The organism is Psychrobium sp. nBUS_13 (assembly GCF_051201665.1).
GTDB lineage: Bacteria > Pseudomonadota > Gammaproteobacteria > Enterobacterales > Psychrobiaceae > Psychrobium.
The window spans coordinates 1491242-1517237 of record NZ_CP179210.1 but is presented as its reverse complement, the minus strand read 5'-3'; the positions used below and the strand labels follow the sequence as shown (position 1 = coordinate 1517237).

27 protein-coding genes and 1 pseudogene are annotated in these 25996 nt (G+C 41.2%); 11 read left to right on the top strand and 17 right to left on the bottom strand.

The window, feature by feature from the left end; genetic code table 11:
- Positions 1 to 42: 42 nt before the first annotated feature.
- The 4 genes from ACMAZF_RS06915 to ACMAZF_RS06900 all read left to right on the top strand — a co-directional run bounded on the left by ACMAZF_RS06915 (position 43) and on the right by ACMAZF_RS06900 (position 3110).
- Positions 43 to 576 carry an EAL domain-containing protein gene (locus ACMAZF_RS06915; RefSeq protein WP_435277199.1) on the top strand — a complete coding sequence of 178 codons (534 nt, stop codon included), beginning with the start codon at positions 43 to 45 and terminating at the stop codon, positions 574 to 576.
- 134 nt (positions 577 to 710) lie between these two features.
- On the top strand, positions 711 to 2147 hold the full coding sequence (locus ACMAZF_RS06910) for a coniferyl aldehyde dehydrogenase (protein WP_435276672.1): 1437 nt from the start codon (positions 711 to 713) through the stop codon (positions 2145 to 2147).
- Positions 2147 to 2728, top strand: coding sequence for a TetR/AcrR family transcriptional regulator (locus ACMAZF_RS06905; RefSeq protein WP_435276671.1), 582 nt, complete (start codon positions 2147 to 2149; stop codon positions 2726 to 2728). Before ACMAZF_RS06910 ends, ACMAZF_RS06905 begins: the two co-directional genes overlap by 1 nt.
- Positions 2721 to 3110, top strand: a complete 390-nt coding sequence (locus tag ACMAZF_RS06900) for a DUF1294 domain-containing protein (protein ID WP_435276670.1) — start codon at positions 2721 to 2723, stop codon at positions 3108 to 3110. Before ACMAZF_RS06905 ends, ACMAZF_RS06900 begins: the two co-directional genes overlap by 8 nt.
- Positions 3111 to 3189: 79 nt before the next feature.
- Here ACMAZF_RS06900 and fabF read toward each other — a convergent pair whose 3' ends face one another.
- The 8 genes from fabF to yceD all read right to left on the bottom strand — a co-directional run bounded on the left by fabF (position 3190) and on the right by yceD (position 9671).
- The gene (fabF, locus tag ACMAZF_RS06895; RefSeq protein WP_435276669.1) at positions 3190 to 4431 is read right to left on the bottom strand and encodes a beta-ketoacyl-ACP synthase II; all 1242 of its coding nucleotides are present in this window, start codon (positions 4429 to 4431) and stop codon (positions 3190 to 3192) included.
- Positions 4432 to 4747: 316 nt separating this feature from the next.
- Entirely contained in the window at positions 4748 to 4981 is a 234-nt protein-coding gene (gene acpP, locus ACMAZF_RS06890; RefSeq protein WP_435276668.1) for an acyl carrier protein, read from the bottom strand.
- 176 nt (positions 4982 to 5157) lie between these two features.
- Positions 5158 to 5898 (bottom strand): 3-oxoacyl-ACP reductase FabG, encoded by a 741-nt coding sequence (gene fabG, locus ACMAZF_RS06885; RefSeq protein ID WP_435276667.1) that lies wholly within the window; start codon positions 5896 to 5898, stop codon positions 5158 to 5160.
- Between the two features lie 15 nt (positions 5899 to 5913).
- A complete protein-coding gene (fabD, locus tag ACMAZF_RS06880; RefSeq protein ID WP_435276666.1) occupies positions 5914 to 6843 on the bottom strand; it encodes an ACP S-malonyltransferase in 930 nt (309 codons plus the stop codon).
- A gap of 84 nt (positions 6844 to 6927) precedes the next feature.
- The gene (locus tag ACMAZF_RS06875) at positions 6928 to 7893 is read right to left on the bottom strand and encodes a beta-ketoacyl-ACP synthase III (RefSeq protein WP_435276665.1); all 966 of its coding nucleotides are present in this window, start codon (positions 7891 to 7893) and stop codon (positions 6928 to 6930) included.
- 30 nt (positions 7894 to 7923) lie between these two features.
- Positions 7924 to 8949 carry a phosphate acyltransferase PlsX gene (gene plsX, locus ACMAZF_RS06870; RefSeq protein ID WP_435276664.1) on the bottom strand — a complete coding sequence of 342 codons (1026 nt, stop codon included), beginning with the start codon at positions 8947 to 8949 and terminating at the stop codon, positions 7924 to 7926.
- Between the two features lie 12 nt (positions 8950 to 8961).
- Entirely contained in the window at positions 8962 to 9132 is a 171-nt protein-coding gene (gene rpmF, locus ACMAZF_RS06865; protein WP_239439635.1) for a 50S ribosomal protein L32, read from the bottom strand.
- 20 nt (positions 9133 to 9152) lie between these two features.
- The gene (gene yceD / locus ACMAZF_RS06860) at positions 9153 to 9671 is read right to left on the bottom strand and encodes a 23S rRNA accumulation protein YceD (protein ID WP_435276663.1); all 519 of its coding nucleotides are present in this window, start codon (positions 9669 to 9671) and stop codon (positions 9153 to 9155) included.
- A gap of 143 nt (positions 9672 to 9814) precedes the next feature.
- Here yceD and ACMAZF_RS06855 point away from each other — a divergent pair, with 143 nt between their 5' ends.
- Positions 9815 to 10423: a Maf family protein gene (locus tag ACMAZF_RS06855; RefSeq protein WP_435277198.1), complete on the top strand. Its 609-nt coding sequence runs from the start codon at positions 9815 to 9817 to the stop codon at positions 10421 to 10423.
- 299 nt (positions 10424 to 10722) lie between these two features.
- Here ACMAZF_RS06855 and ACMAZF_RS06850 read toward each other — a convergent pair whose 3' ends face one another.
- Positions 10723 to 11370 (bottom strand): HAD-IA family hydrolase, encoded by a 648-nt coding sequence (locus ACMAZF_RS06850; protein ID WP_435276662.1) that lies wholly within the window; start codon positions 11368 to 11370, stop codon positions 10723 to 10725.
- A 9-nt stretch (positions 11371 to 11379) separates the two neighbouring features.
- Entirely contained in the window at positions 11380 to 12339 is a 960-nt protein-coding gene (gene rluC / locus ACMAZF_RS06845; protein ID WP_435277197.1) for a 23S rRNA pseudouridine(955/2504/2580) synthase RluC, read from the bottom strand.
- A gap of 783 nt (positions 12340 to 13122) precedes the next feature.
- Here rluC and rne point away from each other — a divergent pair.
- Both rne and ACMAZF_RS06835 read left to right on the top strand, forming a co-directional pair.
- On the top strand, positions 13123 to 16140 hold the full coding sequence (gene rne / locus ACMAZF_RS06840) for a ribonuclease E (protein WP_435276661.1): 3018 nt from the start codon (positions 13123 to 13125) through the stop codon (positions 16138 to 16140).
- 173 nt (positions 16141 to 16313) lie between these two features.
- Positions 16314 to 16538: pseudogene (locus ACMAZF_RS06835) on the top strand (lipase); the annotation flags it as partial.
- 9 nt (positions 16539 to 16547) lie between these two features.
- Here ACMAZF_RS06835 and ACMAZF_RS06830 read toward each other — a convergent pair.
- From ACMAZF_RS06830 to ACMAZF_RS06805, 6 genes are all read right to left on the bottom strand, one after another.
- A complete protein-coding gene (locus ACMAZF_RS06830) occupies positions 16548 to 16718 on the bottom strand; it encodes a hypothetical protein (protein WP_435276660.1) in 171 nt (56 codons plus the stop codon).
- Between the two features lie 62 nt (positions 16719 to 16780).
- Positions 16781 to 17125: an IS66 family insertion sequence element accessory protein TnpB gene (gene tnpB / locus ACMAZF_RS06825; protein ID WP_435276659.1), complete on the bottom strand. Its 345-nt coding sequence runs from the start codon at positions 17123 to 17125 to the stop codon at positions 16781 to 16783.
- 188 nt (positions 17126 to 17313) lie between these two features.
- A complete protein-coding gene (locus ACMAZF_RS06820) occupies positions 17314 to 17484 on the bottom strand; it encodes a hypothetical protein (RefSeq protein ID WP_435276658.1) in 171 nt (56 codons plus the stop codon).
- 145 nt (positions 17485 to 17629) lie between these two features.
- Complete coding sequence (locus ACMAZF_RS06815; RefSeq protein ID WP_435276657.1) at positions 17630 to 18094, bottom strand: low molecular weight protein-tyrosine-phosphatase; 465 nt, start codon at positions 18092 to 18094, stop codon at positions 17630 to 17632.
- 140 nt (positions 18095 to 18234) lie between these two features.
- A complete protein-coding gene (locus ACMAZF_RS06810; RefSeq protein ID WP_150138184.1) occupies positions 18235 to 18840 on the bottom strand; it encodes a peroxiredoxin in 606 nt (201 codons plus the stop codon).
- A 56-nt stretch (positions 18841 to 18896) separates the two neighbouring features.
- Positions 18897 to 19229 carry a Grx4 family monothiol glutaredoxin gene (locus ACMAZF_RS06805; protein ID WP_150138183.1) on the bottom strand — a complete coding sequence of 111 codons (333 nt, stop codon included), beginning with the start codon at positions 19227 to 19229 and terminating at the stop codon, positions 18897 to 18899.
- 264 nt (positions 19230 to 19493) lie between these two features.
- Between ACMAZF_RS06805 and ACMAZF_RS06800 the strand changes: the two genes are divergently transcribed.
- From ACMAZF_RS06800 to ACMAZF_RS06785, 4 genes are all read left to right on the top strand, one after another.
- A complete protein-coding gene (locus tag ACMAZF_RS06800) occupies positions 19494 to 20078 on the top strand; it encodes a Fe-Mn family superoxide dismutase (RefSeq protein WP_435276656.1) in 585 nt (194 codons plus the stop codon).
- Between the two features lie 399 nt (positions 20079 to 20477).
- The gene (locus tag ACMAZF_RS06795) at positions 20478 to 22400 is read left to right on the top strand and encodes a PrkA family serine protein kinase (RefSeq protein WP_435276655.1); all 1923 of its coding nucleotides are present in this window, start codon (positions 20478 to 20480) and stop codon (positions 22398 to 22400) included.
- A gap of 12 nt (positions 22401 to 22412) precedes the next feature.
- The gene (locus tag ACMAZF_RS06790; protein WP_435276654.1) at positions 22413 to 23675 is read left to right on the top strand and encodes a YeaH/YhbH family protein; all 1263 of its coding nucleotides are present in this window, start codon (positions 22413 to 22415) and stop codon (positions 23673 to 23675) included.
- An 8-nt stretch (positions 23676 to 23683) separates the two neighbouring features.
- Complete coding sequence (locus ACMAZF_RS06785; protein WP_435276653.1) at positions 23684 to 25198, top strand: SpoVR family protein; 1515 nt, start codon at positions 23684 to 23686, stop codon at positions 25196 to 25198.
- An 8-nt stretch (positions 25199 to 25206) separates the two neighbouring features.
- Here the strand turns inward: ACMAZF_RS06785 and fadR are convergent, their stop codons facing one another.
- The gene (gene fadR, locus ACMAZF_RS06780; RefSeq protein WP_435276652.1) at positions 25207 to 25926 is read right to left on the bottom strand and encodes a fatty acid metabolism transcriptional regulator FadR; all 720 of its coding nucleotides are present in this window, start codon (positions 25924 to 25926) and stop codon (positions 25207 to 25209) included.
- Positions 25927 to 25996 lie beyond the last annotated feature (70 nt).

Below are 25996 nucleotides of genomic sequence, written 5' to 3'. Positions count from 1 at the left end.
AAAATGGCGTTGCTCTCAATCCTAATAGCCAGCTATTAGTCAATCGAGCGCCTTGTTTTAGCTGATTTTCTCTACGCACAACAAGATCACTTACTTAATGCAATTGGTATAACGCAAATTATCGACACCAGCGCCTGCCCTGCAAATTTAATTGAAATTGAAGTGACTGAAACCACCAGTATCAACAACATTAACAACCTCATTAATCATGTACGCCAAGTAAAAGCGCTAGGCATTCACATTGCCATAGACGATTTCGGGGTTGGCTATTCGTCACTAAGCCTCATACGCCGATTACACAATGTTATTGACAAGCTCAAGCTCGACAAAAGCCTTATCGACAACCTTTGTCACACAGAAATTGACCAAGAATTTATTCGACACATTATCGAACTCGGCAATGTGTTAGGCCTTGACGTACTTGCAGAAGGTATTGAACATCACGAACAACAAGCCTTATTGCAACAGTTAGGTTGTAAATTTGGCCAAGGCTACTTCTTTGAAAAACCTCAGCCACCAGCCCAAATAGTAAGCTACTTTGATAATTACAAACAGCAAGTTGTGTTAAAACAGTAGCAAATATCACCTTGGGCTCTATCACCAGTACGAGCCCACGAACTTCCCTTTCAATCTGTTAGACAAGTATTACTTGTATCTCTATTTATTATAACGTTTAATAGACCGACTAATCAGTCAATTTGGGTTACGTTATGACCGCCACTTCACAAGATGTTACGCCAATTAATAGCACTATTGCGCTTCAGGACATACTAAAAACGCAAAAACAAGCCTTTGTCAGTGCTCCGATGCCAAGTGCGCAGCAACGTATTGATGTACTAAAGCAGTTAAAGTCAGCATTACTTGAACATCAACCGGCGTTGATTGATGCGATGGCACAAGATTACGGTAAGCGTCCGACAAACGATTCATTGATTGGCGATATTCTGCCGTGTGTGATGAATATCAATTACACCATTAAACGGTTAAAAAAGTGGATGAAGCCAAGTCGGCGTCATGCAGGATTATTGTTATCACCAGCGACTGTACGTGTTGAATACCAGCCGTTAGGGGTGATCGGTATTATGGTGCCGTGGAACTTCCCAGTAATGCTTTCCATTAGTCCACTCATTACCGCACTTGCCGCGGGAAATCGTGCAATGCTAAAGCTGTCTGAATTCACACCTCATACCAATCAAGCCATTATTGCGATGCTTACTAGTGTATTTAGCAACGATCAAGTCGCTGTTGTCGAGGGCGAAGCGGATGTAGCCGCCCAATTTTCGGCACTGGCGTTTGACCATTTAATTTTTACAGGCTCAACCACTGTTGGACGTCACGTGATGCGCGCCGCCGCAGAAAACCTAACGCCAGTAACCCTTGAACTTGGCGGGAAATCACCAGCAATTGTCGCGCCTGACATTCCTATTGCAACGGCAGTTGAACGGCTCATTTTTGGAAAATGTTTAAACGCAGGGCAAATTTGTATAGCCCCCGATTACGTATTTTGTCCGCGTGACAAGATTGATGAGTTTGTCACTGAATACAAAAAACAATTTGTCGCCATGTATGGCAACAAAGAACAGCGAGAAGACTACGGCAACATAATTAATGATACCCAGCACCAACGTTTGTTGTCATGGCTTGATGATGCACAAACAAAGGGCGCAACGATTACACCCGTTAATGACTTGGTTGTTGATAAAGCATCCCGCAATATGGCAACGCAATTGGTCACTGACACCAGTGACGATATGTTGTTAATGCAACAAGAGATTTTTGGTCCGATTTTACCGATTTTACCCTATGACGAACTCACCGACGTTGTTAATTATATTGCCAAGCGCCCTCACCCACTGGCGCTTTATATCATGAGTTTTGATAAATCAACCCAGCGTTATTTACTCGACAACACTCATTCTGGCGGTGTCTGTATCAACGATACCATTATGCATGTTGCCGCCGACGATGCGCCCTTTGGCGGCGTTGGAGAGTCTGGCATGGGACACTATCATGGCCGCGAAGGCTTCTTAACCTTTTCAAAAGCTAAAACGGTATTGTCACGGGGTAAACTCAACACCGGTAAACTTGTTTTTCCGCCGTATGGCACTTGGATTCAAAAATTAATGATTAAGGTGTTTGTGCGCTAATGAGTAAAGTAACCAAACGTGATCTGTTGCTGAGCAGCGCGTTAACGCTGTTTAGTGAACAAGGCATTCACAGCACCTCTACCGCGTCTATTGCCAAACATGCGGGCGTTGCTAATGGCACCTTATTTCATCATTTTGACAATAAACAATCGCTGGTATCTGCATTATATATTACCAGTAAACAGCAGTTGGCCAGCGCGTTAGTATTAAGTGATGATTTGTTGTCACAACCACTTAGACAACAAGTCGAGTCTTTGTGGCATTTGGCACTAGATTGGGCAATTTCACACCCCTGCCAACTGATTTTCTTTCAGCAAGTAGCGACAGAAAGTGCCCTGCCACAAACACAACGAATTAAAGCCATGAAAACGGAATTATCTATTTTAGAGTTGATGATTACGCTTGGCCAATCACAAGAGATTATTGTGAAATACCCGCTCGATTTATTGTTAGATCATTGCCAATCTCAGATGATCGCTAGCGGTCTATTTTTTATTAATAATCCATCATTAATAGCCAACAGTGACTATCGTGATAATGCCTTTAACTTGTTTTGGCGAGCCATTGCCATTGATGCGTAAATCAGTATTTAAACTCGGCGCTGCATTTTGCATTGGCTTTGTCATTTCAGTCACCTTGGTTGCAATGACGTTACCTCAAATTCAGCAAACATTATTGGTTAGTTACTTTATGACGCTGAACCTAATTACAATGTTATTTACGTGGCAAGATAAATCAGCAGCAATAAAAGACACGGCGCGGATCAGTGAGTTACGATTCTATGTATTGGCGTTTAGTGGGGGCTGGCCGGGTGGTTATTTCATTCAACAAATCAGGCGTCACAAAACGCAAAAGCAGCCATTTAGAACAATTTATTGGGCATGTAGTTGGCTCAATATTATTGTTTGCCTCGTTTTACTAACGCTATACAACCCTGAGTGGTGTGTGATTAATGAAAATTAGCTCAACATGCTATAAGCCAATTTTTGCCATAAAAAAACCCGCTGTTTAACGAGCGGGTTACCAGTAAATTTAATAACGCTTATTTAACTTTACTGAATAACAATGAACCGTTTGTGCCGCCAAAACCAAATGAGTTACAAAGCACATGATTTAGTTCTTTTTTACGTGCACCTTCAGTGACGTAATCTAAATCACAACCTTCATCAGGATTATCCAAATTGATGGTTGGTGGCATAATTTGATCGCTTACTGCCAGCGCAGAGAAAATCGCTTCAACCGACCCCGCTGCCCCCAATAAGTGACCAGTCATTGATTTAGTTGAGCTAACCGCTAGCTTGTATGCGTGATCACCAAATACTGATTTAACAGCCGCAGTTTCAGCTTTGTCACCTGCATGCGTCGACGTGCCGTGAGCATTAATGTAACCAATCTCTTCTGGTGCAACACCAGCATCGCTTAATGCATTAACCATTGCAGCAGCTGCGCCAGCGCCATCACTTGGTGGTGATGTCATGTGATGTGCGTCACCGCTCATACCAAAACCAGTTAACTCAGCATAAATTTTTGCACCACGTGCTTTAGCATGTTCGTATTCTTCTAATACCATCATGCCAGCGCCTTCCCCCATCACAAAGCCATCGCGATCTTTATCCCAAGGGCGAGAAGCTTGTTGTGGGTTATCATTGTTCGTTGATAATGCTTTAGCTGCGCCAAAACCGCCTAGGCCAAGTTCTGTTGTCGCTGCTTCTGCACCGCCAGCAACCATTACATCAGCATCACCGTATGCAATCATACGAGCCGCATGGCCAACATTATGTACACCAGTAGTACAGGCTGTTGTAATTGCAATGTTTGGACCTTGGAAGCCATAGCGAATTGATAAGTTACCCGCAATCATGTTGATGATCGTACCCGGCACGAAAAACGGAGAAATCTTACGCACACCTGTTTTAGCCATTTGAGCATGAGTCGATTCGATTAATCCTAAACCGCCCATACCAGAACCAATCGCAACACCAATGCGCGGTGCATTATCACTAGTAACTTCAATGCCACTATCTTCGATAGCTTGTACACCAGCAACCATGCCAAATTGGATGAATTTATCCATTCGACGCGCTTCTTTTTTAGGTAAGTAAGGTTCCATATCTAGGTCTTTTACTTCACCCGCAAAGTGTGTGCTGTAGATACTTGTATCGAATGCTTTAATAATATCGATACCGCTTTTGCCTTGTAATACACTGTCCCAGCTTTCTGCAACAGTATTACCAACAGGAGAAACCATGCCCATACCTGTTACTACAATACGACGTTTTGTCATTTCAACCCTTCCAAATTTATTGAATTCTTGCTGCTATTTGCTTCAAACTATCTTTAAATGTATTAATTTGTAGCAAATAACACCAATTGCATTAAGTAAGTGATCTTGTTGTGCGTAGAGAAAATCAGCTAAAACAAGGCGCTCGATTGACTAATAGCTGGCTATTAGGATTGAGAGCAACGCCATTTTAGTTAATTTTAACAAGTACAAGTGGGCAAATATTTAATGCAATTGGTATAACACCGATCGTGTTTATTTCATTTAGCGCTAGATACAACAAAGGCGGCAAAAGCCGCCTTTCAATGCAAAGGTTAAATTAATCTTGAGCGCTGTTTACGTAATCAATAGCAGCTTGAACTGTAGTGATTTTTTCAGCTTCTTCGTCTGGAATCTCAGTGTCGAATTCTTCTTCTAGAGCCATTACTAGCTCAACTGTGTCTAGTGAATCAGCACCTAGGTCATCAACAAATGATGCGCCGCTAACTACTTCTTCTTCTTTAACACCTAGTTGTTCAACAACAATTTTCTTTACGCGTTCTTCAATGCTCATGGCAATTTTTCCTGTTTTTACAGAGTCATAAAATATGGGGCTAGTTTAGAGGAATAACCAAACAAATCAATATCTGAAATGCTGGTCAAACCAGAATTTAACGGCATTATCTCCGAAATTTACCCCAATTTGTAAACAAATACTTAAAATTTATTATTCTAATGCGCTAAATCAATTTAGCCCATGTACATACCACCGTTTACATGCAGCGTTTCACCGTTGATGTAAGCAGCCATGTCAGATGCTAAGAAAGCAACTGCACCGGCAATTTCTTGTGGTTTCCCTAAACGATTTGCAGGTACTTTAGACAAGATAGTGTCTTTTTGCTCATCGTTTAATTCCTCAGTCATATCCGTTTGGATGAAACCAGGAGCAACAGTATTTACTGTAATGCCACGAGATGCAACTTCTTGTGCTAAAGATTTTGTAAAACCAAGTAAACCAGCTTTAGATGCACAGTAGTTTGCTTGACCAGGATTACCTGAAGAGCCAACGACAGAGCCGATATTAATGATACGGCCTTCACGTTTTTTCATCATGTGACGTAAAACAGCTTTAGAAATCTTAAACACTGAATTTAGGTTAGTAGTGATGATGTCATCCCACTCTTCATCTTTCATGCGCATCATTAGATTGTCGCGCGTAATACCAGCGTTATTAACTAGAATATCAACGCCACCAAAATCAGACTTAATCGAGTCAAATAAGGCTGCAATAGAATCGCTATCAGTAACGTTTAATACTAAACCTTTACCGTGTTCACCTAAGTACTCGCTAATTTTGCTTGCGCCATTTTCACTGGTTGCAGTGCCAATAACTGTTGCGCCGCCAGCAGCGAATACTTTAGCGATTTCTTTACCAATACCACGACTTGCGCCAGTTACTAAAACAACTTTTTCTGAAAAATTAAAGCTCATTGTTAACTCCGTTAATTATTTTTCTAAAGCACTAGTTAAGCTCGCAACATCTGTTGTTGCAACGCCACTAACACTTTTATCAATACGTTTTGCAAGACCAGATAATACTTTGCCCGGTCCCACTTCAATTTGTAATGACACATCATTTGCTGCAAAAAACTGTACTGTTTCAGACCAGCGAACAGGGCTAAACAGTTGACGTTTTAATGCTTCTTTTATCGCTACTGGGTCGCTTTCAATGGCAACATCAACATTGTTGATCACTTTAAGCGTTGGCGATTTAACGTCAATAGTCTCTAATTGAGCGGCCAGCTTCTCTGCCGCTGGTGACATTAATGAACAATGTGATGGCACTGAAACTGCTAACGGTAGTGCACGTTTTGCACCCGCTTCTTTACATAATACAGAAGCTCGTTCAACCGCTTCTTTATGACCAGCAATAACAACTTGTCCTGGTGAATTAAAGTTCACAGGCGATACCACTTGATCTTGCGCCGCATCTTCACAGGCTTTAGCAATGGCATCGTCGTCTAATCCGATAATCGCAGCCATTGAACCAGTACCCTCAGGCACCGCTTCAAGCATGTATTGACCACGTAATTCAACTAACTTAATTGCATCTTCAAATGCAATCGCGCCTGCACAGACCAATGCAGAATATTCACCAAGGCTGTGACCAGCTAAAAACTCAGGTTGTTTGCCATTTTGTTCATTCCATACTCGCCAAATTGCAACACTTGCTGCTAATAATGCTGGCTGCGTGCGGTCTGTACGATTTAAATCTTCACTAGGACCATCTTGAACCAATGCCCATAAATCGTAACCTAATACGTTAGATGCTTGCGCAAATGTTTCTTGAACAATTGCGTGTTCGCTAGCGATATCGCTTAGCATGCCCAAGGTTTGTGAACCTTGACCGGGGAATACTATCGCCGTTTTTGACATGATAATTATCCTTTATTAAATTTTTATGAAAAATCAATAAACGCGCCTCAGCGCGTTTATTATTAAATAGATTGACGGTAACTGTTAGAAGCGTACGAGCGCTGAACCCCAAGAGAAACCAGCACCGAATGCTTCAAGTAGTAACATTTGTCCACGTTGGATTCGACCGTCACGTACCGCTTCATCGAGTGCAATTGGCACTGATGCGGCAGAGGTATTGCCGTGTTTAGCGAGTGTTAAAACAACTTGCTCCATTGGCATTGACAGTTTTTTAGCAGTGGCACTTATAATGCGGTAGTTTGCTTGATGCGGCACTAACCAATCAATATCTGATTTCTCAAGATTGTTAGCAGCTAGCGTTTCGCTCACGACATTACTAAGTTGAGTTACCGCGAACTTAAAGACTTCATTACCTTTCATTTCAATGAAACCTTCGATAGGATCTTCAGGATTTTTATGGCGAGGAACCGCGCGTGATTTTAATAAATCACCGTGTTTACCAGCGCTTCGAATATGCGTTGATAAAATACCTGGCTCTTCGCTTGCCGTTAATACAGCCGCACCTGCACCATCACCAAACAAAATAATAGTTGAGCGATCTTCTGGATGACATAAACGTGATAACACATCAGCGCCAATCACAAGAATGTTCTTAGCATTACCCGATTTAATATATTGGTCCGCCACACTCATTGAGAAAATAAAGCCAGAACATGCCGCAGCAACATCAAATGCAGGGATGGGTGCTTCAATACCTAGAAATTCTTGTAACTGACACGCGGCAGCAGGAAACGCATTTTCACCGCTAGTCGTGCCAAACACGATCATATCGATATCATTTGCTGTAATGCCAGCCATTTCGAGGGCTTTTTTCGAGGCTTCGTGAGCCATAGTGACCACTGATTCAGTCGTATCAGAAATACGGCGCTCGCTAATACCCGTTCGCGCAGTGATCCATTCGTCAGTTGTATCGACCATTTTTTCAAGATCGGTATTACTACGTACTTGTGTCGGCAGATAGCTACCGGTACCTAAAATTTTTGAATACATGATGAAAGCTCTTTTGAAGACAGTTGGAAGCTAGCAGATTTTTTCTAATAATATAGATTCTAAGCTGTCTTGAATTCTGTCAGGAACTTGCTGTTCAACTTCGGTAATTGCTTGTTTAATCGCATTTAAAAAGGCTTGTTGATCAGCGTTGCCGTGACTCTTGATTACTATACCGCGCAATCCTAGCAGACTTGCACCGTTGTACTGGTCGGGTTTCACCTTACAAAGTACATTTTTAAGAAACGGTGTAGAGATAAACGACAAAAAGCGCATTAATAGGCTAGACTTAGCGGCTTGCTTGAGATGTTCAAACAATAAGTTAGCAACACCTTCTGTTGTTTTTAAACTGATATTTCCAACGAAACCATCGCACACAATAACGTCGGTATTCCCTTCAAAGATCTGATGCCCTTCAATATAACCCACATAGTTTAATTGACAGGTTTCTTTCAACAACTCAGCGGTTTGTTTAACAACATCATTGCCTTTAATGGCTTCTTCGCCAACATTGAGTAACGAGATACGCGGCTTGTGAATATCATTTACTTTCTGTGCAACCACAGAACCCATCACTGCAAATTGCAACAAGGTATCTGAATCACAACTAACGTTCGCGCCTAAGTCCAACATATAAACAGGTTTGTTTTGTAATGTTGGTAAGGTTGAAATAAGGGCGGGTCTATCAATGCCCGGTAATGTCTTAAGCACCAATTTCGCCATTGCCATCAATACACCGGTGTTACCAGCGCTCACACAAGCCCCCGCTTTACCCTGTTGAACCATATCAATAGCTTTACGCATCGACGATTCACGACGATTTCGAATAGCAGTCAATGGACGGTCATTCATGGTCACAATTTGCGAGCAATGTTCGATGTGTAAACGATTTAAATGAGGAAATTGCGCAGGAATATACTGCTTGATAGCATTTTCGTCGCCGAAAATTGAAATAGATAGGAAAGGAAAACGTTCCAGTGCCTGCAGAGATGCAGGCACTGTCACTTGGGGACCGAAATCGCCCCCCATGGCATCTAACGCGAGGGTTAGATTACTCAAAATAATCGCCTATTATAGCTCGATTACTTTTTTGCCACGGTAGTAACCGTCAGCAGTGATGTGATGACGACGGTGAGTTTCACCAGTTGTCTCATCAACACTTAATTGAACGCCAGTTAATGCATCATGTGAACGACGCATGCCACGTCTTGAACGTGATTTCTTACTTTTTTGAACAGCCATGTTGGTCTCCTAAAAAAACCTTATTTCTTTAAATTTTGTAACACCGCGAACGGGTTGGGACGTTCTGCTTCACTTTCGTCAATATTGCCTAATGTAAAATCTTGTTCTTTCGAACAGTCTTCAACATCATGCATTGGAAAGAATGGAATTGAAACGATAAATTCATCTTCGATGAGTTCAACGATTGCAATATATCCATTTTCATCCATGTCGACAGCTTCATAGGCGTCGGGTATGTCATCCTCAGTTGACTTTGCAGTCAAAGGTGAATAACAGAATTCAACAGAGATTTTCTGTTTAAATTCATTCATACAACGCTGACAATTCAAGGAAACTTCGCCTTGCGCATGACCATTAATAATCACAGTGCCCAGTTCGTCAGTATCACAAGAAAACTGTACCTGTATATCGCTACAGAATCCGGCGGACGCATCCAACAATCTTGGTAAATCTGAACTCTCTATTCCACCGGAATAGGTTGATTTCATCTTAGCCGATCTGATTGGATCGAGCGTCATAGGTATCTTTACTAGTTGCATGGTCGCGCATCTTATAGATCCAACAGCCACTAGTCAAAGGAAAATCCCAAAAACTACTGGTTTTTTTTCATGGCATGATAGACTTAACGCATATTAAACCTAAAACCATTAAAAACGGTTATAAAATCAACGACTATACTCTTATGAACAAGACCTTGAACCGACCGCTAATTCTAGCATCAACTTCACCATTTCGTCAGCAAATACTCCAAAAATTAATGCTATCTTTTGACTGTGCTAAACCGAATGTCGATGAATCACCATTGCCAAATGAGACAGCACCCGCGCTAGTAAAGCGTTTGGCACTTGCCAAGGCCAAAGCTTGTGAGGATCAATTTAATGATCATTTGATCGTCGGTGGTGATCAAGTCGCTGTTATAAATGATGAAATAGTAGGCAAACCGCATAATTTCGACAATGCATTTACTCAACTGCGCCGAGCTAGCGGTCAAGTTATCACCTTTTATACTGGCCTGTGCTTATATAATAGTGGCACTAAACAGCACCAAGTGGTGGTGGAGCCTTTTCATGTGCATTTTAGAAAACTGTCTGATGCCATGATTACTGGTTATCTAAATACTGAAGAACCTTACAATTGTGCAGGTAGTTTCAAAAGTGAAGGATTAGGCATTGCACTGTTTGAACGTCTTGAAGGCAAGGATCCAAATACCCTCATTGGTCTGCCATTGATTACCTTGTTAGATATGCTCAATAACGAAGGCATTAATGCGCTAGAACAACTCAATCAATAGATTGCAGTCCACATCCTGCCCGTAAAGCCGTAACACTATATACATACAAAATTGAACGGTAGTGTTATGTAATACCATTAATTGCATTACGTAAGTGATCTTGTTTTGCGAAGGAAAAACAAATGAAGGCAAGGCGCTTGATTGAGAAATAGCTGGCTATTGGGATTGAAAGCAACGCTACATTCATTTTATTTTAACCAGCAAAAGTGGGCAATAACTTTGTCAACTTGGTATAAGGTGTTATATAAAAAAGGCGACATCACTGTCGCCTTTTTATTGTAATGATTAATTGGCTAGCTCTATATATAGCTCAGTAACTCATTTGCTTCGTCAACAACAGCCAAAGGCTTAGCGGTCAAAAGGCGCGCTTTATCATGCGCACCGTAACTCACACCAACAGACCGAACACCTGCATTGTTAGCCATGGTTAAATCCAGTAATGAGTCACCAACCATTACGATTTGAGACTTATCAACACCTTGTCGGTTAACAATTTCATCAATCATTTGTGGATGTGGCTTAGATTCCGCTTCATCTGCGGTCATGCTGTCACAAAAGAAATGCCCTAATCCTGTTTGCTCAATTAAACGATCTAATCCAACACGAGATTTACCTGTCGCCACGGCAATCTTGATATGGCGATCTCTTAACGATTCAAACACATCAACGATGCCGTTAAACAATGAGCTTGGATTTTTATCGAGCGCTAAATAGGCTTCTTTATAAAATTGCGCCATGTCATCAACTTGCTGTTGAGTCAATTCGCCAAAAAGTTGTTTTAACGCCGGTGCCAAACTCAAACCAATGATATCTTTAACCGCTTGTTCAGATGGCACATTAAGCCCTTCTCGCTCGGCAGCACGTTGCATAGAATCAACAATTTTCATTACTGAATCCATCACGGTGCCGTCCCAGTCAAAAATAACCAGCTTCAATTCTTTATCCATTGTCATCAATTATGTCTTTCTTAACGCAGTGACAGTATTCTTAAGGGCATCATCAAATGGTGCTTCAAAAAACATCGTTTTTTCTTCATTAGGATGGAAAAAACGTACACTTGCCGAATGCAAGAATAAACGATTTAAGCCATGCGCCTTCATCGATTTATCAAACGCCTTATCACCGTACTTGTCATCACCTGCAATTGGGTGACCCGCATGTAGCGTATGAACGCGAATTTGATGCGTACGACCAGTCACCGGGCTTGCTTGAACTAATGTGCAATCTTCAAAACGTTGAACAATCTTGAACTTGGTGTAACTGTCTTTGCCTTCAGGATTAACACGAACAATACGCTCGCCTGAGGCAACGGTATTTTTAAGCAACGGCGCATTAACCGCTTTATCTTCTTTACTCCACTGCCCTTTGACTAAGGCAAGGTAGTTTTTCTCGACGGTCTTCTCACGCAATTGCTCATGTAAAGCACGCAATGTACTACGACGCTTAGCAATTAAAATACAACCTGAGGTATCGCGATCAAGACGATGAACAAGCTCTAATGATTTTGCATCCGGACGCAATGCTCGTAAGCCTTCAATCAAACCAAATTTTAAGCCACTACCACCATGAACAGCGATGCCAGATGGCTTGTTCATAACGATAAGGTATTTGTCTTCAAAGATAATATGATTTTCAAGCGAGGCTACTTTATCAAGTTTCGCATTGGGTAGCTCTTTCTCTTCATCCATACGAATAGGAGGGATACGCACAATATCACCGTCATTTAGACGATAAACAGGTTTAATACGTTTCTTATTTACACGCACTTCGCCTTTACGCAAAATGCGATAAACGCGGCTTTTAGGGACACCTTTTAAAAAGGTAACCAAGAAGTTGTCGATGCGCTGGCCAGCATGATTGTCATCAATAGTGACAAACTGCACTTTTGCCGCGACTTGTTGTGGTTTTTCATTCATGGCGCGCATTGTACATCAATCAATGAATAGACACCGCAACAAAATAGACTTTTAACGGCGTTTATCACCGAATTCGTGATGGCCTTAAAATCCATCGCCATTGAACCTGCTACTTTATTCGAAAGTATTGGTAGCGATTGAACTCAATAAGTGTGATAATCGGGTGTTCTTGTAGGTTTATTTTGATATTTTTCTTAATTAATGCATACGAACGCTGAACATATACGCTAATAATAGCGTTAAGAAACAACAAGCTAAAATATTGTTTGCACAAATCACAATCTTGAAAGCACTGTGGCGTGAATACCTACAAGAATACACAAAATAGTTTTTGCGATGACATCAATGACAAATGATGACTCGCCTTTAATAGTAAAACCGTTGCTAAAATAGTCAGCCCGTAGGTTTTTACCGGCAAATAATGAATCGTCGAGATGACGTGTCCATTATCAAATAGACAGAATTTGAGCCAAATGCTCAACATCGTAAATGGCCAATTGCCGTTTACAATGGATAAATAAAAAACGACGCTTAGCCGCTTGCCTGCACTAATGGCAAGCAGGAATTATTTAGCTCATCTAGTAACTACTAGATTTTGAAGATAATAGACTGTAGACAATGTTACTAAAAACGGTAACCACAGTTATTTTATTAGCTAAATCAAGCACGTAAAAATTAGTCTTACGTTTAGAATGCGCCTTAGCCCAATCGCGAGATTGTACATAAAGGCTCCGGACAGCCACAACTTGATTGTTTGGTAACTCACAATGGATGAGCTTCCAAATGAGAAGAATGTTAATTAATGCAACTCAGTCAGAAGAGTTGCGCGTCGCCTTAGTCGACGGACAAAATCTGTATGATCTAGATATCGAAAGTCCAGGTCACGAACAAACCAAAGCCAACATTTACAAGGGTAAAATTACTCGCGTAGAACCTAGTCTAGAAGCAGCGTTTGTAGATTATGGTGTTGATCGTCATGGTTTCCTACCACTGAAAGAAATATCTCGCGATTACTTCCCTGAAGGTTATTCTTTTAAAGGGCGTCCAAGCATTAAAGACGTTATCAAAGAAGGCCAAGAAGTTATTGTACAAATTGATAAAGAAGAGCGTGGCAACAAAGGTGCTGCACTAACTACTTTCATCAGTTTAGCTGGCGGTTACTTGGTATTAATGCCAAACAACCCACGTGCAGGCGGTATTTCTCGTCGCATTGAAGGCGAAGAACGTACACAACTTAAAACAGCATTATCTGCGTTAACTATGCCAAAAGGCATGGGTGTTATCGTACGTACTGCGGGTGTTGGTAAAGCATCAGAAGAATTACAATACGATCTAGATATCCTAGAAAATCACTGGCGTTCTATCAAAGGCGCTGCTGAATCTCGTCCTGCTCCGTTTTTAATTCACCAAGAAAGTAACGTTATTGTTCGCGCAATGCGTGATTACTTGCGTCGTGATATCGGTGAAATCTTAATCGACCACCCTCGCGTCTACGAAAGTGCACGTGAACATATCAGCGTTGTACGTCCTGATTACTTAAACCGTATCAAGCATTACACGGGTGAAGTACCGCTATTTACTCACTACCAAATTGAAACGCAGATTGAATCTGCATTCCAACGTGAAGTGCGTTTACCATCTGGCGGTTCAATCGTCATTGACCCAACAGAAGCATTAACGTCAATCGATATTAACTCAGCACGTGCTACCAAAGGCGGCGATATCGAAGAAACAGCCTTTAACACTAACTTAGAAGCGTCTGTAGAAATTGCTCGTCAATTACGTTTACGTGACTTAGGTGGTTTAGTCGTTATCGATTACATCGATATGAATTCAACTAAACATCAACGTGATGTTGAAAACAAATTACGTGATGCACTAAAAGTTGACCGCGCCAAAATCCAAGTGGGCCGTATTTCTCGCTTTGGTTTAATGGAAATGTCTCGCCAACGTATTCGCCCAAGTTTAGGCGAATCAAGTGCACACGTTTGTCCTCGTTGTACAGGCCAAGGCACTATTCGTGGCACCGAGTCACTAGCACTTTCAATCTTGCGTTTAATGGAAGAAGAAGCCCTTAAAGACTCAACATCACAAATTGAAGCGCAAGTACCTGTAAACGTTGCTGCTTACCTGCTTAATGAAAAACGTAAAGCAATTCGTGTCATCGAAACTCGTCACAATGTTGATGTGGTTATCGTACCAAACGTTAACCTTGAAACGCCGCATTACGAAGTGATTCGTCATCGCAATGACGACACCGTAACCGCTGCAACTTACGATCTTGTAAAAGGTGGCGATAACGAAGAGCAATACGAGTCTCGTTTATTAAAATCAAGCATTAGCAAGAATGAACCTGTACTTAAAGGCATTTCAGCGCCTGCGAACGTAACTGCTCCAGAGCCCAAAGCACCTGAAGTAAAAGAAACGCCAGCACCGCAAAAGCCGAGTCCTAAGCCAAGCGTTAAAAAAGAAGAAGAAAAACCGTCTTTATTCTCGCGCATTCTTAAGACGATTAAAGGGTTATTCATCGCTGAAGAAGAAGTTCAGAAAGTTGAAGAAAAACCACAGCGTCCACGCAATCGCAACCGTAATCGCAACCGTAACCGCAGTCGTAATTCGAATCAAAACAAGCACAGTAATGAAGAGAATGACAACCGCAATAAACGCGATGATAACCGTAGCGAAAATGGCGACAAGAAAGAGCGTAACGACAACCGTCGTAACAAACAGCGTAAACCACGTAATAACAACGCTAAGACGCAAGAGAACAACACCAATACTGATGCACCAGCTGCTGAAGAAAAAGTTGCTCAACGTCGTCAACGTCGTAACAACATGCGCAAGAAAGTTCGTACTGGTGCCGCTGTAGAGCAGCAAGAAGAAACAGTAACAAACGAAACGGCTCCTCAAACACAAGCACCTAAAACTCGTGCTCCAAAAGCTGAAAAGCCAGTGAAGGAAGAGTCACAACAAGCGCCAGTCGTTGAAGAAACACAAGCTGTTGCACCAGCACAAGAAACTAAGGCTCAAGAAGAAGAGACAGGCGAACGTCGTCGTAACCGTCGTTCACCACGTCACCTTCGTTCTTCTGGTCAACGTCGCAACCGTCAAGAACGTACGTCAGACGATGCCGTTGAAGCTCGCTACCCAATCAAAACTAACGAAGAGCTAGCTCAAGAGTTAGAACAAGAGAAGGTACAATCAGAGCAACCAGCTATCGTTGTTGAAGCAAGTGTTGAGAAAGCACCTGTTGTTGAAACATCTGAGCAAGAAACGCCAACAGTAGAAGAAATTACTCAAGCATCTGTTGCTGTTGAAGTAGAAGCAGAAACAAAGGCTGAAGAAGCGCCAGTAGCTGTTGACACGATTGAAGCAACAGTAGAAGAAACACCTGCTGCTGAAACTGCGCCTGAAGTTCAAGCTGAAGCGATAGTTGAAGAAACGGCTGAAACGTCTGTAGAAACAATATCAGAAGACATCACTGAAGTGGTTGAAGAAGCATCTGTAGTTGAGTCATCAGACGAAACACCAGTTGAAGTACCTGTTGAAGTTGTCACTGAAGAAGCCCCAGTGGTTGAAGCGGCGCCTAAAGCTGATTGCAAACCAACGCTATCAATCGTTAAAGGTTTCGCAAGCGCGCCAACAACTAAGCCACCAGCTGCTGAAGTTGTATCATCTGGTATTGAAGTAACAATCATGCCAAACGAGCAACGTGCAGAGTTCGCAAAAAGCGATCGCAACATCAGCACGCTCGGCGCTACAAGCCGCGCATCAAGTGGTGCAACGTTAGCTAAAGCTTAGTTAGTTTAGCGCTTCAATGAAAAAGCAGTGGTGAAAACCACTGCTTTTTTTATGCTCAATTTTATTATTGTCAATTAATACAATCGCTTCGTAAGATACTGTACCAACGACCCATATTTATCAAATTCAGACTGTTATAGTGTTTTATCTCCAATTAAATAACGGAGATAACAATGAAAACAAAATCCACTTTAATCATTACATTACTCAGTATTTTATGCTTTCCCCTAACTGCCCTCGCCCGTACTGACCCAGTTGTGTTAGTGCATGGTAATACCGCAAGTCCATCGAGTTGGGACAACACTTATAATTATTTGCTTAATAAAGGCTATTCACCAAGAGATATTTATCGCCCTAATTGGGGTTCAAAAAGCTGTGCGGCCTGTAATAACCACAGCTATGCACGGTCACATCTGATTGGCTAGGCGATCTTGCATGCTAGCCACTGTCACTAATGCATCGAGCAACAACTGACAATCATCAGGACTGAGCGCCAAATTGTTTTCTTTGGCTTCACTCACGCGGGCGATTAGCGCTTCAAGCGCATCACCATCGATGTCGGTAAAGGATTTGCTCACGTTATTTATCTACCAAAGCGTTATTTATTATGGCGGGCAGTATGATCCGATAAATGGAGAAATCAAGCATTAAGCGCCACCGGCTGGACTCTTTTTGCTGAAGAGATATCATGCAGTAATTGGCGTAAATGTTTAGCGGCCATCGGACTCACTATTGAGTTGCTGCTTGGCCAGCCACTAAATTTTCCTTTAGATAAGCGCTTGGTCATCAGCCAAAATCCATTTTTCTCATAGACTAATGCGCGGATCATGGTTTTATTGCGATTAATAAATACGAATAAGGTACCCGAGCGAGGGTTAGACTCAAGTTTATGCTGACAAACGGCCGCTAAGCCATCAATCCCTTGTCTAAAATCCGCTGGCTGAGTGGCGATTAATATGGAGGTATTGCTGGTTAAGTGGATCATGATTTTATCGCCAGAGTGAGGTGAATAATTTGCTCAATCGAGAGCTCTCCAGCGAGAGAGCTGATCACCATTAGCCAGTTTGACTTCAAGCGCTAATGATTTACTGGTGGTAATATCGGTTAGTATTGGCAAGGGAATAAACTCGGTTAGTGGCTCAGTCGGTTGATAATCGAGCGCCAACGTTTGAATTACGTGCCACTAATACGCAGTGCCGTTGATATTGCATTTTTTGAATAGTGGGTTAATAGCGCAACAGCCTGTTTTCGCAGGTGGATTGGTGTGGATGAGATTTTACAGTTTTTTTCAAGTCGCCATTGTTCGAAAGCAGTAACGGTTTGGGCTAATTTATCAGACATCATTGTGACCTAAGTAGATTGGTGACAGTGATTAAATCAGATTAAAAATAGTAAGTTGAGCTATGCTGCCGCAAGCTCACAACTAAAAGGTAATCTGATTCGTAAAAACTCACCAAATTTGTTGCCGTGATTAACTCAAGTATCATGTTTACCTCTGCTGTTTAACCCAATCCAACAACCCATCACAGCCCTGCTCGACTAAATTCAACACCTCATCAAAGCCTTTGTCATGAGAATAATAAGGATCGGGGACCTCGTGATTTTCGTTATCTTTAAAGGCGAAATTAAGTAAGTAATATACTTTGTGGCGGTAGTTTGGAGGACAGCGCATCATGACCTCTTCCCAATTATCATCGTCCATTAAGGCGATAATATCGAAGTATTCGAAATCATAATCGGCAATAGGTCGAGAAGTGATGCCAGAAAAGTCATATCCGCGCACTTCACCAGCGTCGACAGAGCGAGGATCTGGATTGTTACCAGCGTGAAGACTTAATGTACCCGCAGAATCAATGTGTAAATCGATACCTTGTTCATCGGCCTTTTTTCGCAATACAGCCTCAGCAGTTGGTGAGCGACAAATGTTACCCATGCATACCATTAATACTTTCATCTGTATTCTCCATCTTAGATTGATTACAGATTGCAGTAGTGCCACGGACTTGGCAATAAAATTATTTCCACACGTTTTTTGTTAGGATCAAAAAAGGCCGCGAATGCGGCCTTAAGTCATCAATTTAGTGAAGTACTAAATTATAGGTTGTCTGCGTTTTCAGAAAGGTAGCTAGCTACGCCTGCTGGAGATGCGTCCATACCTTTGTCACCTTGGTTCCAACCAGCTGGACATACTTCGCCAACTTCTTGGTGGAATGCTAGTGCATCAACCATACGGATCATTTCGTCAACGTTACGACCTAATGGTAAATCGTTAACTACTTGATGACGAACGTTACCTTCTTCATCAATTAGGAAAGAACCACGGAAAGCAACGCCAGCTTCTGGATGCTCAACATCGTAGGCTTGACAGATAGTGTGCTTAACGTCAGCAACTAAAGTGTAACGAACTGGACCAATGCCGCCTTCGTTTACAGGCGTGTTACGCCATGCGTTGTGGCTAAATTGTGAATCGATAGAAACGCCGATTACTTCAACACCACGTTTTTGGAACTCTTCAAAGCGTGCATCAAAAGCGATAAGCTCTGATGGACATACGAAAGTGAAGTCTAGTGGGTAAAAGAATACAACTGCTTTTTTACCTTTGATTACTTCACTTAGTGTGAATGAATCAACGATTTCGCCATTACCTAGTACTGCTGCTGCTGTGAAGTCCGGTGCAGGACGACCTACTAATACGCTCATGTTTATCTCCGTTTTTTTGTGCTTGTTAGCCAAGCTTTACTTTCAATTGGTATGATTTATTCTTCGTCTGCATATTTTGCAGCAACTTCTTTCAACAATGGCTGTAATTCGCCTTGTTGAAACATTTCTAAGATGATGTCACAACCACCAACTAACTCACCATCAGCCCACAATTGTGGGAATGTTGGCCAGTTTGCGTATTTTGGCAATTCTGAACGAATGTCTGGGTTTTGTAGAATATCTACATAAGCAAATTTTTCGCCACAGCTCATGATTGCTTGAGATGCTTGTGAAGAGAAACCACAGTTAGGTAATTTAGGAGAACCTTTCATGTATAAAATGATTGGGTTTTCAGAAATTTGCTGTTTAATTTGTTCGATAGTATCCATTAGAATTCCTTTGACGACAGTGCCCATTATTTTTAACAATAAATAGCGGTAATAAATAGTGGGAAAAACTTAAAATAATTTCGCCAATTATACCCCGTCACTGCCTAACACTAAACCCTATATTTACTAAGTGTTTAATGCGTTGATTAACAATGTGGACAAAGGTTACATTCATTTTTGACCCAAATCAATTTGTTGATGTATTATAACAGCGAATAATAATTATGTGAGCCTAAAATAGGCAAATTTCTCAGGAGAATCCCCATGGCGTTTGAACTACCAGCATTACCGTACGCAATCGATGCACTAGCACCACACATGTCACAAGAAACTTTAGAGTATCACCATGGTAAACACCACGCTACTTATGTTGCAAAACTAAATGGTTTAGTTGAAGGTACTGACCTAGCTTCTAAATCTTTAGAAGAAATTATCAAAATTTCTGAAGGCGGCGTATTTAACAACGCAGCTCAAATCTGGAATCACACGTTTTTCTGGAACAGCCTTAGCCCACAAGGTGGCGGTGAGCCAACTGGCGCTTTAGCTGATGCTATCAACGCAAAATTCGGTTCGTTCGCTGAATTTCAAGCAGCATTTAACGACAAAGCCGTTAACAACTTCGGCTCTAGCTGGACTTGGTTAGTTAAAACTGCTGACGGTAGCCTTGACATCGTTAACACTAGCAACGCTGCTACGCCGTTAACTGATGACAGCCTAACGCCAGTATTGACTGTAGATTTATGGGAACATGCTTACTACATCGATTACCGTAACGTTCGTCCTAACTACCTAGGTGGTTTCTGGGCACTAGCTAACTGGGAATTTGCTGCGGCAAACTTCGCTGGCTAATCTACGCTAATATTTAGCTAGATTTAAAGGGCCAATCGGCCCTTTTTTATTGCCTGTAAGTTAAGTTTCAGCCCAGCTTGAAAACGAGAAGTGCTATCTATTTTGACTTTTTTGTTCTAACTTATGAAATTAAGATTGCTAAACGTAGTCTAAAGTAAGTGATTGCAGTAGAGGTTTAAGGGAATAGTATGAATTGAATCAATTGGTATTTAAAGAAATCTTTGCCTTCCTGTAGATGCTGTCCTAAGCTGAAAGAATGAATCAACCAAATTAACATAAACATAAGTATTGCTGATATGAATTGTCTTTATTGGACTTTGTTAATCGGTAAACAGGTCATTTGAAGTCTATTTTGACACACTGATTAATAAAGAGACATCACACTCTAGGAGGTGCTCAATGTCTATTTTTAATCATTATAAAGCGCGTTTTGATGCGACCAAGGAAGAAGAGTTTACCCTCGATGAGTTTTTACAATTATGTAAACAAGATAAATCGTGCTATGCATCCGCAGCTGAACGTCTACTCATGGCAATCGGCGAACCAGAGACAATAGATACAGCGCAAGATCCTCGCTTAAGTCGAATTTTCTCCAATCGTGTTATAAATCGCTATCCAGCTTTTAAAGATTTTCATGGCATGGAAGATGCCATTGACCAAATCGTCTCCTATTTAAAACACTCTGCACAGGGCCTTGAAGAGCGCAAACAAATCATTTATTTGCTCGGCCCCGTTGGCGGCGGTAAGTCTTCTATTGCAGAAAAGTTAAAAAGCTTAATGCAGCATATGCCCATCTACCGTTTAAAAGGATCGCCAGTTAACGACCATCCATTGTGTTTATTTGATGCCAATGAAGATGGTGACATTATTGAACGAGAATATGGCATTGCCAAACGCTATATCAACACCATTATGTCGCCATGGGCGGTAAAACGATTACATGAGTTTGGCGGTGATATATCACAATTTAAAGTGGTTAAATCCTACCCTTCTATCCTTGATCAATTAGCAATTGCTAAAACTGAACCTGGTGACGAAAACAACCAAGATATTTCAGCATTGGTAGGTAAAGTAGATATTCGTCAGTTAGAGCATTTTTCCCAAGATGACCCAGATGCCTACTCGTATAGCGGCGCTTTGTGTCGCTCTAATCAAGGATTAATGGAATTTGTAGAGATGTTTAAAGCGCCGATTAAAGTATTACATCCTCTGTTAACTGCGACGCAGGAAGGTAACTATAATGGCACAGAAGGCATATCCGCTATTCCATTTAATGGCATAATTTTAGCGCACTCAAACGAGTCTGAATGGCAAAAATTTAGGAGTAATAAAAACAACGAGGCGTTTTTAGATCGCGTTTTCATTGTGCAAGTCCCGTATTGTTTACGCGTTACTGAAGAAGTAAACATTTATAATAAATTGTTAGAGAACTCGAAGCTAAACGACGCTCAATGTGCGCCTGATACCTTAAAAACGTTAGCTCAATTTAGTATTTTGTCTCGGTTAACAAAACCGTCTAACTCCAGCGTTCAATCAAAGATGCGTGTCTATGATGGCGAAACATTGAAAGACACAGATCCAAGTGCCAAGTCACTGCAAGAATACAAAGACAATGCAGGTGTTACCGAAGGCATGAGTGGCCTATCAACACGTTTTGCCTTTAAGATATTATCTCGAGTATTCAACTTCGATGATAATGAAATTGCCGCTAACCCGGTCCATTTATTCTATGTATTAGAGCAGCAAATTGAACGAGAACAATTTAGTGATGAACTAAGAGAGCAATACCTTGAGCACTTGAAGGGCTACCTAATTCCTAATTATATCGAGTTCATTGGCAAAGAAATTCAAACGGCTTATTTAGAGTCCTATTCCGAGTATGGGCAAAATATTTTTGACCGTTATGTCACCTATGCAGATTTTTGGATTCAAGATCAAGAATATCGCGACTCCGAAACTGGACAACTATTTGACCGCAATGCGCTTAATGACGAGTTAGAGAAAATTGAAAAGCCGGCGGGTATTAGCAATCCCAAAGATTTTAGAAATGAAATCGTTAATTTTGTTTTACGCGCCAAAGCGAATAATTCTGGCAATAACCCTCGATGGACGAGTTACGAAAAATTACGTGTTGTTATTGAAAAGAAAATGTTTTCAAACACCGAAGACTTATTACCAGTAATTTCATTTAATAATAAAACGAATGCTGACGATCAGAAAAAGCACGCTGACTTTGTTGACCGTATGACTGAAAAAGGCTACACCCAAAAACAAGTTCGCTTGCTCACTGAATGGTACTTACGCGTTCGAAAAGCCTCATAGAAGGAGGCCATTATGTCTCATTTTATCGATCGACGTTTAAATGCGAAAAATAAAAGTTCTGTCAATCGACAGCGCTTTTTAAATCGCCACAAAGAACAAATCAAACGTTCAATAGACCATGTCATCACTGATCGCAGTGTAACTGATGTAAGTTCTGGCGAAAATATCACTATTCCTAAACGGGATTTGAGCGAGCCTATTTTTCACCATGCCAATGATGGGGAAAGACAGCGCGTACATCCTGGAAATGATCAGTTTCAACAAGGCGATAAAATTGAGCGCCCAAAGCAATCAGGTAGCCAAGGAGCTGGCGAGGGAAGTGCAAGTGATCAAGGAGAAGGTGAAGATGAGTTTACTTTTGAGATTTCTCATGACGAATACTTAGATCTATTGTTTGAAGATTTAGCGCTACCCAATCTAGAAACTAAGCAAAATTCTGATGCCCAGGAATTTAAAACAACGCGCCACGGTTTTTCAGAAGTAGGTCTGCCCAATAATATTAATATTGTACGCTCACTGAAGAAATCAATTTCCCGTCGCATTGCGCTAACGGGTTCAACGAAACGTGAGTTAACAGCACTGGAGGAGCAATTAGCCACGTTGGAACAAAGTAGTGGTGAAAATTATCAAGCGCGTAAATCGCTAGAAGCACAGATTCAGCATTGTAAAGAGCGTATTAATCGCGTGCCCTTCATTGATGATTTCGATTTACAGTTTAATCATTACGCGCGTACACCAGTGCCAAGTTCAAAAGCTGTTATGTTTTGTATCATGGATGTATCAGGCTCGATGGATCAAGAAACGAAAGATATTGCAAAACGATTCTATATCTTATTGTACTTATTCTTGTCTCGAACTTATCAAACAACTGAAGTTGTTTATATTAGGCATCACACTCAAGCCAAAGAAGTCGATGAACATGAATTTTTTTATTCTCAAGAAACTGGCGGTACCGTAGTTTCCAGTGCGTTGAGATTAATGCACAAGATTCAACAACAACGTTATCCAACATCACAATGGAATGTTTATGCAGCACAAGCCTCTGACGGTGATAATTGGAATGACGACACACCACTATGTAAGGAAGTCATAGAACGGGATTTGCTCCCTAATACTCGCTATTTCAGCTATATCGAGATAACTAAGAGTAGCCATCAGTCAATGTGGCACTGTTATCAGAAAATTAGTGAGCTGTATCCTGAATTTGCTATTAAACACATTAAGGAACGTGCAGATATCTATCCTATATTTAGGGAATTATTTGCCACGTCATAGGTGACATTATGACTAATCAATCGGCAACGAAATTTAAAGATTGCGAATGGACTTTCGAAAAACTTGAATACTTTGACAGCATTATTAGTGATGTTGCCTGTGGATTTGGTTTAACGACCTACCCTAACCAAATCGAAATTATATCATCAGAACAAATGATGGACGCCTACTCTAGCGTCGGTATGCCCATTGGCTACAATCATTGGAGTTACGGTAAAAAGTTTATTCAAACGCAGAAAAACTATCATCGTGGTCAAATGGGCTTGGCGTACGAAATTGTTATTAACTCAAATCCTTGTATTAGTTATCTCATGGAAGAAAACTCAATGACAATGCAAGCGTTAGTGATTGCTCATGCTTGCTACGGCCACAACTCATTCTTTAAAAACAACTACCTTTTTACAACGTGGACAGAGGCCGACTCTATTATTGATTACCTTGTTTTCGCCAAAAAATTTGTCAGTGATTGCGAAGAAAAGTATGGTGTTAAAGCGGTAGAAGACACGCTCGACTCTTGTCATGCGTTAATGAATCTCGGTGTTGACCGTTATAAACGCCCTGCGAAAATATCACTTCACGAAGAAAAGAACCGCCAAGATGAGCGCGAAGCTTTTCTGCAAGCACAAGTCAACGATTTATGGCGCACGGTTCCTAAATCTAAACAGGTTGAAGAGAATCTAAACACCCATCGTTTTCCTCAACAACCCCAGGAAAATATTCTGTACTTTATCGAGAAAAACGCACCACTTCTAAAGTCATGGCAGCGTGAACTTGTAAGAATAGTAAGAAAAGTAGCGCAATACTTTTATCCGCAACGTCAAACACAGGTCATGAACGAAGGATGGGCAACGTTCTGGCACTACACCATCATCAACACTTTATTCGATGAAGGAAAAGTAGATAACAGTTTTATGCTAGAGTTTTTGCATCATCATACTAACGTTGTCTATCAGCCCCCGTACAACAGCCCCTATTACTCAGGTATCAATCCTTATACATTAGGCTTTGCGATATTTCAGGACATCAAACGAATGTGCGAAGAACCTACCGCTGAAGATAAAGCATGGTTTCCTGATGTAGCAGGGAGTGACTGGTTGCACACTTTGCATTTTGCCTGCAAAAACTTCAAAGATGAAAGTTTCATCAGTCAGTATTTGTCGCCGCATCTGATCCGCGAACTAAAACTATTTAATACGTTAGATGATGATCGAAATAACTTTATTGAAATTGATGCAATCCATAATGAGCAAGGATATTTAAAAATTCGAGAGGCAATGTCTCAACAATACAACTTAAGCTATCTTGAACCCAATATTCAAATACATCGCGTTGATATCAGCGGAGATAGATCGATTACGCTGCGCCACTACGGCCATCATAATATTTCGCTGGGAGACAACATCGACGAGATGCTTAAACATTTGTATCGATTATGGGGGTTTGAAGTTATTTTAGAAAGCGAGAGTGAAGCGGGGAAAGTTAGCGAGATAACTCGATGCCCAAAAGCACCGAGTCCAGAATAAAAACTTACTTAGCGAATTGGCACAACAATATCAGTTGGCATTCTGTCTCGCAGTGACATCCACAGTTTTGCTGTTTTTAAACCATAACGACGCATCGCGATAACAACCTGATCGTAGTCGCCTGATTCTGAAATTTTGATAAGCTCTTCGTAATGGTTGTCAGCTAAACGACGCGCTTCGTCTAATTCGAAATAGAGTTTACCAAGGCGACTGTACATATCTTTAAAGCCATTAAGGATCAGTACGTAAATTGGATTACCTGATGCAAACGCTAATTGATGATGCAATGAATAGTCAAAATCAGAATAAGCTTCAGCGTTATCTTCAATGTTCTTATACTGTTTTAAGATATCTACACTTTTTTCTTGAGCCGCTTTCATCGCTGCACGAATATAAATAATTGACACATTAGTTCGTGCAGACAATAACTGATCAACTAACTCTGGAATACCGTTTTGGTCTAAACGTGCCATAGTAACAAGCACACTTAGTCCGGCGGTTTCCCAATAGTTATTAACTTTAGTCGGTTTACCATGTTGAATCTGCAACCAACCGTCGCGAGAAAGACGTTGCAATACTTCACGAAGAGTTGTTCGTGTTACACCAATAAGTTCTGAAAGTTCACGTTCAGCGGGAAGGTATGAGCCAGGAGGAAAACGTCCCGTCCAAATAGAGTCTACTAAATATTCTTCAGCGAATCCGGCTGGGCTTTGCGCCTTATAAATCATTAAACACTCAAATCAATTGCAATAAAATTCAAAGAATAATAACAGAGCTAGCTGAAATTGATACCGATTT